Source organism: Burkholderia sp. E168m23, from assembly GCF_016586125.1.
GTDB lineage: Bacteria > Pseudomonadota > Gammaproteobacteria > Burkholderiales > Burkholderiaceae > Burkholderia > Burkholderia orbicola.
In genome coordinates, this window is sequence record NZ_BCPP01000312.1 from 1 (window position 1) to 6923 (window position 6923).

General features: G+C 64.3%; 9 protein-coding genes and 1 pseudogene. 4 read left to right on the forward strand and 6 right to left on the reverse strand.

What is annotated here, in order from left to right:
- Window positions 1-1323: MFS transporter (locus JMF90_RS17280; RefSeq protein WP_201325257.1), on the reverse strand; the 1323-nt coding region annotated here is incomplete at its 3' end.
- A gap of 482 nt (window positions 1324-1805) precedes the next feature.
- Here JMF90_RS17280 and JMF90_RS17285 point away from each other — a divergent pair.
- From JMF90_RS17285 to JMF90_RS17290, 3 genes are all read left to right on the forward strand, one after another.
- On the forward strand, window positions 1806-2177 hold the full coding sequence (locus JMF90_RS17285; RefSeq protein WP_201316942.1) for a GFA family protein: 372 nt from the start codon (window positions 1806-1808) through the stop codon (window positions 2175-2177).
- On the forward strand, window positions 2174-2302 hold the full coding sequence (locus tag JMF90_RS40615; protein ID WP_256858198.1) for a hypothetical protein: 129 nt from the start codon (window positions 2174-2176) through the stop codon (window positions 2300-2302). The genes JMF90_RS17285 and JMF90_RS40615 overlap by 4 nt, the downstream gene beginning before the upstream one ends.
- A gap of 111 nt (window positions 2303-2413) precedes the next feature.
- The gene (locus JMF90_RS17290; protein ID WP_201316943.1) at window positions 2414-2869 is read left to right on the forward strand and encodes a MarR family winged helix-turn-helix transcriptional regulator; all 456 of its coding nucleotides are present in this window, start codon (window positions 2414-2416) and stop codon (window positions 2867-2869) included.
- A gap of 52 nt (window positions 2870-2921) precedes the next feature.
- Here the strand turns inward: JMF90_RS17290 and JMF90_RS17295 are convergent, their stop codons facing one another.
- The 4 genes from JMF90_RS17295 to JMF90_RS17310 form a co-directional block, all read right to left on the reverse strand.
- The gene (locus tag JMF90_RS17295; RefSeq protein WP_069232664.1) at window positions 2922-3638 is read right to left on the reverse strand and encodes a GNAT family N-acetyltransferase; all 717 of its coding nucleotides are present in this window, start codon (window positions 3636-3638) and stop codon (window positions 2922-2924) included.
- A 168-nt stretch (window positions 3639-3806) separates the two neighbouring features.
- Window positions 3807-4136 carry a DUF4148 domain-containing protein gene (locus JMF90_RS17300; protein WP_011545431.1) on the reverse strand — a complete coding sequence of 110 codons (330 nt, stop codon included), beginning with the start codon at window positions 4134-4136 and terminating at the stop codon, window positions 3807-3809.
- 63 nt (window positions 4137-4199) lie between these two features.
- On the reverse strand, window positions 4200-4526 hold the full coding sequence (locus JMF90_RS17305) for a DUF4148 domain-containing protein (RefSeq protein ID WP_011694289.1): 327 nt from the start codon (window positions 4524-4526) through the stop codon (window positions 4200-4202).
- Between the two features lie 65 nt (window positions 4527-4591).
- Window positions 4592-5011, reverse strand: a complete 420-nt coding sequence (locus JMF90_RS17310) for an organic hydroperoxide resistance protein (RefSeq protein WP_201316944.1) — start codon at window positions 5009-5011, stop codon at window positions 4592-4594.
- A 682-nt stretch (window positions 5012-5693) separates the two neighbouring features.
- Between JMF90_RS17310 and JMF90_RS17315 the strand changes: the two genes are divergently transcribed.
- Entirely contained in the window at window positions 5694-6707 is a 1014-nt protein-coding gene (locus tag JMF90_RS17315; protein ID WP_011545435.1) for a hypothetical protein, read from the forward strand.
- Between the two features lie 40 nt (window positions 6708-6747).
- On the opposite strand, the pseudogene JMF90_RS40780 reads toward JMF90_RS17315, so the two are convergent.
- Window positions 6748-6896: pseudogene (locus JMF90_RS40780) on the reverse strand (ISNCY family transposase); the annotation flags it as partial.
- Window positions 6897-6923: the final 27 nt, after the last annotated feature.

Consider the following 6923-nt stretch of genomic DNA (forward strand, 5'->3'; position numbering starts at 1 on the left):
CACGAACGGCAGCGCGCCGCTCACGATCCGCGACAGCGCATAGGTACTGCCGATCGCCGTCGAGCGCACGCGCGCCGGGAAAATCTCGGCCTGATACACGTGATACGCGTTGCTGAACACGTTCGACGCACAGGTCGTCAGGAACCCGAAGCCGACGATCAGCATCGTATTGCCCGAATACGCGAAGCACAGCCCGAACACCGCGATCGACAGGATCGACACGATCACGAGCGTGCGGCGCTCGATCCAGTTGAGCAGCGGAATCGACAGCAGCGAGCCGATCGGATAGCCGATGAACGACAGCGCAATGAACAGCGTACTGTCCGTCACGTCGAAGCCGCGGCTTTTCACGACCGTGCCGGCCAGCGTGCCGAACCCGTAGTAGCCGAAGCCCTGCAACAGGTGAAAGATCGCCAGCATCACGTAGCGCGCGCCGTACGGTTGGCGGCGCAGCAGCGCGATGCGCTCGCCGAGCCCCAGCGGCCGCTGCGGCTCGACCGGTTCCGCGAAGTGTTCGGGCACACGCACGCCGGCGCTTTCCGCGAATCGCCGCAGCGCCGCGTGCGCATCGGCCGTGCGGCCTTGCGCGAGCAGCCAGCGCGGGCTTTCCGGCAGCCGGTGCTGGACGAGCAGCACGTACACGGCGCCGAGACTGCCGATCGCGAGGATGATGCGCCAGCCGGCGACGCCCGCCACCTGCAACGGATTCAGCCACAGCGCGAGAAAGCCGACGAGCGGCACCGCGACATACGAAGTCGTGTAGGCCCACGCGGCGAGCCGCCCGCGCTTGTCCTTCGGCAGGATTTCGGACAGGAAGCTGTCGGCGACCGGATAGATCGCGCCGACGCCGATGCCCGTCAGGAACCGGCATGCCACGAGCATGTCGGCGTTCACGGAAAACGCACCGACCAGCGAGAACGCGCTGTACCACCCGAGCGTGAGCAGGAACGCCTTGCGCCGGCCGATGCGGTCGGCCAGGCTGCCGAGGCACATCGCGCCGACGAACATGCCGATGAACGCCGACGCCAGCAATAGCTTGAAATCGGCGCTTTGCCGGCTCAGCCCGTATTCGTGCTGCAACGCGGAGCCGATCGTACTGACGAGAAAAATCTCGTACATGTCGAAGAACAGCCCGACGCCGATCACCCAGACGACGAATCGATGCAATGCGCCGACCGGCAGATCGTCCATGAAATCGCCGAGCGTGACGCGGCGGCCGGGAAGGGCTGCCGCATCGGCGCCGGTGCCTGCTGAAGCGGCCGGCGGCCGGGCGGATTCAGGGCCGCCGGCATGGCCGCCTAGGTCGAGGGATTGGCTGTTCATCGTGTCTCCTGATTATCGATATGCCGTGGCGCTGGGCCTGGCGTTCGCGACCGGTGTAACGCGCCGGCCACGCGACGCGACGGCAGGCATCGCCGGGCGCGTGCAAGCGCCGCCCGTGCGGGCTGCGCCGATCGTCCGATACATGGTGGGCAAATCGGCGGCACGTGATAATTGCGGATGTTTCAAGCGTCCTTTCCTGGGCAGAAAGGGTAGAGGCCGCGCGGCAGCGCGTAGTCGCCCGACAGGCCGGTGCAGCCTGCGTGGCGGAGGGGCGTATCGAAAACGATGCGCATCCGCGCCATCCCGCGGGGCGGGAAAACCATGACCCCTGCTGTGTGGGCGCCGACGCAACCGTCGCCTGCAGATCGCGCGCGCCGCGGATGTGCAATGTCCTGTATCTGCGCCGAGCGCGGATACAGTGCGATACAACGCCCGCGCGCGGGTTCGCTATAAAGCAGGCATGACCTCTTTCGGAGCCCGTCATGTCTGCCACCTGGTTCAAAGGGTCCTGCCATTGCGGGGCCGTCAAATTCGAAGTCATCGCGGCCATTGCACCGGCCGTCCGCTGCAACTGCAGCCTGTGCCGCCGGCGCGGCGCGCTGATGAGCCCGATGTTCGCCGCCGCCAACCTGACGATCGTCGAAGGCGAGGACGCGCTGACGTGCTATCGCTTCAACACCCACACCGCACGCCACTATTTCTGCAGCCGGTGCGGCGTCTATCCGTTCCACCAGACCCGCAAGGAACCGGCATGCTGGCGCGTCAATCTGGGTTGCCTCGACGGCGTCGATCCGACCGCGCTCGACGCGACGGTCCTCGATGGCGCGAGCCTTTCGGTCGTGGAGGACGCATGAAGCGCTGGCTGATGATCCTGCTGTTTGCCGCCGGCGGGCTCGCGACCGAAATCGCGCATCCGGTGCAGTGCACGTTGCTGTCGATCAGCCGTCAGCCAACTGGCAAGCGCCGCAAGCCGGGCTGAACGAGCACGGCGCGCGTCAGCCGATCGACACCGATTATCATGCTTCCGATAAGATCGCATGCGATATATAATGCGGTTGTCTGCGACCGTTCGCGTCGCTGGAGGAAGTCCATGAAACCGACCGAAACCCCGTCGCACGTCGCACCGAAGCTGTCCGAGTTCCTGTGCTTTGCGATCTACTCGGCGAACCTCGCGTTCGGCAAGGCATACAAGCCGATCCTCGACGAGCTCGGCCTCACGTATACGCAGTACATCACGATCATTGCGCTGTGGGAGCAGGACAACCAGACCGTCGGCCAGCTCGGCGAGAAGCTGTTTCTCGAATCCAATACGCTGACGCCGATCCTGAAGAAGCTCGAGGCAATGGGCTACCTGGAGCGGCACCGCGATCCGTCCGACGAACGCCAGGTGCTCGTCAGCCTGACGAAAAGCGGCCGACGCGTGCGCGAGAAGGGGCTCGACATGAACCTGGTCGAAGCCACCGGGCTGAAACCGGACGAGTTCGCCAAGGTACAGAAGGCGATCGTCACGCTGCGCGGCAACCTGATCCGGTCGACCGAAGCCTGAAAGCACTCAGGCACGACAAGCGGCCGACGCGGAAATCGCGCCGGCCGCATTGTCATGCGTGCGCATCGCCCAGCACCAGCAGGTGCATCTCGCGACGGACCACGAAACCGAGTGCGAGATAACGTTCGATCGCCACCCGGTTCGTCGTGAGGACGTGCAGGAACGGCGTTTCCGCACGCGCGCCGATCGTCGCGATCAACGACCGGATCAGCCGCGCGGCAAGCCCTTGCCGGCGAAACGCGGCATCCACGCAGACGGCGCTGATCTCGGTATAGCCGTCGACCTGCATCCGCTGGCCGGCCATCGCGGCCAGCCGGCCTTCACTGCGCACGCCGATGTAGTGGCCAAGCTCGAACGTGCGCGGGCCGAACGGGCCCGGCTGCGCGGCGGCGGTCAGCGCGAGCATGTCAGGCACGTCGGCTTCGCCGAGCGGAACAGGCTCCGTTTCGTGCGTCGGATCGAACGCACCTTGCCAGGTCATTTGAAGCAACGTCGCTCGCCGAATCACCGACAAAGCTGCCGGCGGCTCGATCTCGTCCGGCGTGACGAGCGCCGCCGGGCCATGTGCGGCGATCAGCCCGCACAGCGCGTCGAACGACGCCGGGCTCGTGTCGTCGATCGCGGCAAATGGCGCGATGGCCGTCGGGAACCGCAGCGCACGACCATCGCCGAGCGCAAAGCGGCGCTGCCTGCCCGTGAGCGCATTCCAGACGACCCGGTCGAGCACGTGCGCATCGGTTGTCGCGTTTCCGGTCATGGCGTCCGGCATCGGCGGCTCCTTGGTGGAAGGTGGGTGCCGCACAGAATAATCCCGGATGGGGGCGGGCGGATAGCACCGCGAACGCAGACCCGGGCAACACCAATAGAAAAGCGCACGCGATTACATCGTATGCGCTTTATATGGCGGACCTCAGCGGCCGAATTCGCCGTGCCGCGCTCAATGCCCGAAATAAATCGAGCGCTCGGCGGTGCGCAGCGTGTTTCGGCTGCCGGACTGCGCGGCACCGCCGGCATCGCTGCCGTAATCGGCTGCCTGCGTATCGGCCGCGACGGCGCCGTCGTCGCGAATCCGTTTCAGCGCCGCCTGGATATTGGCCGGATAGTTCGGATCGTTGGGGCGGTTCGGCTGGTAGCCGGCTTGCTGCAACGCGGCCAGTTCCGCACGCACCTGCGCACGTGTGACGGTGCTTTCGCCGGCAAAAACCGGTGCGGCGACGGAGGCCGACACGGCAATGAGAAGGGCGGCAATCAGTTGGGTCTTCATCATTCACCTCGACAAAATAGGATCAGGAATAAACGGGGATCAGGGTTCACGTACCGGGCGTGGTGCTCAGTGACCGAAGTACACCGAGCGCTCGACCACGCTTGCGACATACCGGCGGCCGGATTGCGTCGCGGTGTCGCCGTTGCCGCCGTAGCCGGAAGCCGGTGCGTTGGCCGCGACGGCGTCGTCGGCGTGGATCTGCGTCAACGCGGCCTGCAGATCGTTGGGGTAGGTAGCGTCCGTCGCGCGGTTCAGCGGATAGCCGACGTGTTGAAGCTGCGCGAGTTCGGCGCGCACCTGCGCACGCGTCACGGTGGCTTCATTGGCAAACGCGGGAGCGGCAACGGCAGCCGAAACAGCGACGAACAGGGCAGCGATCAATTGGGTTTTCATGTTTCACCTCGATGGAAAAGGAATCGGGAATTCGAGCGGGGGCGCTCAGCCGCCCGGTGCAACGTTCAGGCGATCCGGATCTCGACGTCGATGTTGCCGCGCGTCGCCTTCGAATACGGGCAAGTCTGGTGCGCGGCGTCGACGATGCGTTGCGCGACGTCGCGCTCGAGCTCCGGCACGCTCACGTACAGCCGGGCTTGCAGGAAGTACGCGTTGCCCGCCGTGCCGAGGTCCACTTCGGCGTCGACCGCGAGATCGGCCGGCAGCGTCACCTTCGCGGCACGCGCCGCAAGCTGCATCGCGCCGATGAAGCAGGCCGACCAGCCGGCCGCGAACAGCTGTTCCGGGTTGGTGCCGGTGCCCGCGCTTCCCGGCGACGACAACTGGATGTCGAGGCGGCCATCGGAACTGCGCGCGGCGCCGTCGCGGCCGCCGGAAGTCGTATGCGTCTTGCCCGTGTACAGCACTTTGTCGATCTTGCTCATCATTTACTCCGTCGGTTGAGGTTTGTTTCAGATGCGATTCGATCGCATGCGACGCAGTTTCCGCCTCACGACCACCTGAGTCAAGCGTATTCGATTAAATCGCATACGATATTTTGTATTTCAATGTATCTGGATCGTGTCGTGCCTTGCAGGGCAGGGCTTTCAGACGATCCCGACCTGATTAATCCCGTTGTCGCTGGCCCGACGATGCCGTCTCGCCGATGGGGGTTCAGATGCTTGGCGCGGTGCTCGCCGCGCTGGAGCCGGATACGCCGTCGTTGCGTCCGCTGTTCGGCCAAGCGGAGCCCGACGTTGCGTCCAGGCGCCTCGACGCGCCGCGCCGCGCCGCGCCGCGCGAAGATCGAAGCATGGCGCGATCTCACCGAGGGAGCCGATTTTCTGGTGATTTGATGGCCTGAACCTTCTGCCTCGGAACATGCAGTTCGATCAAACGATACCGCTATTCGGATAATTTTTCTTATCATAATAGGTTCATTGGAAATCCAAACTGGCGTCCATTGAAACGCGCCCGACCCGACGCACTCTTATGCCCTGATACCGAACATGCTCGCCATCAGGGCAGGGGAATTGCCGTAAACGCGTGTTCGACGCCTGCTGTCCGCCGCCTATAATCGTTAGCAACTTTTCCCGGAAAACGCGCTTACCAAGGTGAGGGGGCCAAATGGGAGAGTGCCGTTACATCTGTTCGCGCTTCGTCCTCACAAGCTCGATCGCCGGCCTGACAATGCTGACGTGCCCGGTACACGCGCACGCCGAGGATGGACCGTCGAGTAGTTCGCCGAGCGGGCTGAAATCGGAGAGAACGCTCAACGCCTATGCGGTGTATGGCGACGGACGAGCGACCGAGGGTGGCGATATGCATTGGCGTGCGTACGAAGTCGGCTTCGGTGACGTCTTGAACGATTACCTGTCGGTCTACCTCGCGTACATGAACGAAGGGCATCCGTTGAATCACCATCGTGACGGTTTTGCCGCCCTGGGTTCGTTTCGTTGGCCGGTCGGCAGTCGCCTGGCGCTCGAATTTTCGGCGGGCCCGTACTTCAGCATGGACACGACCCATGTCGACGGCCAGCCACGCAATGACAAGCGCTGGGGCGTGCGCGCGTCGGCAGCGGTGCGGTATTACGTCGTTCCCAAGCGCTTCTTTCTCAAGGTGCAGTACAACCACGTCCAGATGATCGGCGGATTCAATTCCGACGCGGTGCTCTTCGGCGTCGGCTCGGATTTCGGCGGCGATCCTGGCCCTGCGTTTTCGGACGGCAAGACGCAGATCGGCGTTTGGGCCGGGACGTCGCAGACGAACCGTCCTCAAGTGCCGATCGAAAGGGGATACATGGTCGAAGTCAAGCGGCCGCTCGGCAATGCGTGGGCCTATTCGGCGAGCTTCGTCTACGAAGGCAACAATGGCGTGGCCGGCCGACGCGGCGTGGCCGCGCAATTCTGGTACGTCGCGCCGATCAAGAGCAAATGGACGCTGTCGGCGGGCGTCGGTCCGTATCTCTCGCGGGATCGGAACGACGGCTCGGGCAGGACGCGACTCAATGCGTTGCTCAGCGCGCAAGTGGCCTATCAGGTGACGAACGATTGGGCGGCGAGCCTGCGCTTCAATCGTGTCGCAACCGGCAACGACAAGGACCAGGACATGTTCATGGTTGGCGTGGCGCGAAACTTCTAGGCGCTCGATCTTCTACGTCCGCGCATTCTGTTGAACAAAACTGGCTGGACCGCGCCCGTAACCGGGCGACCAACCGGCGCATCTGTCGTGTCGTCAATCTGGTTTGAGCTTGCCGTCGGCTACGTCCTGAATGACCTTGAGTCGATCCAGCTCGCGCATCGTCATCGTGATCCGCTCCGTTGCAGCCATCGCAGCCTCCGGCGCCGGGAAACCGGC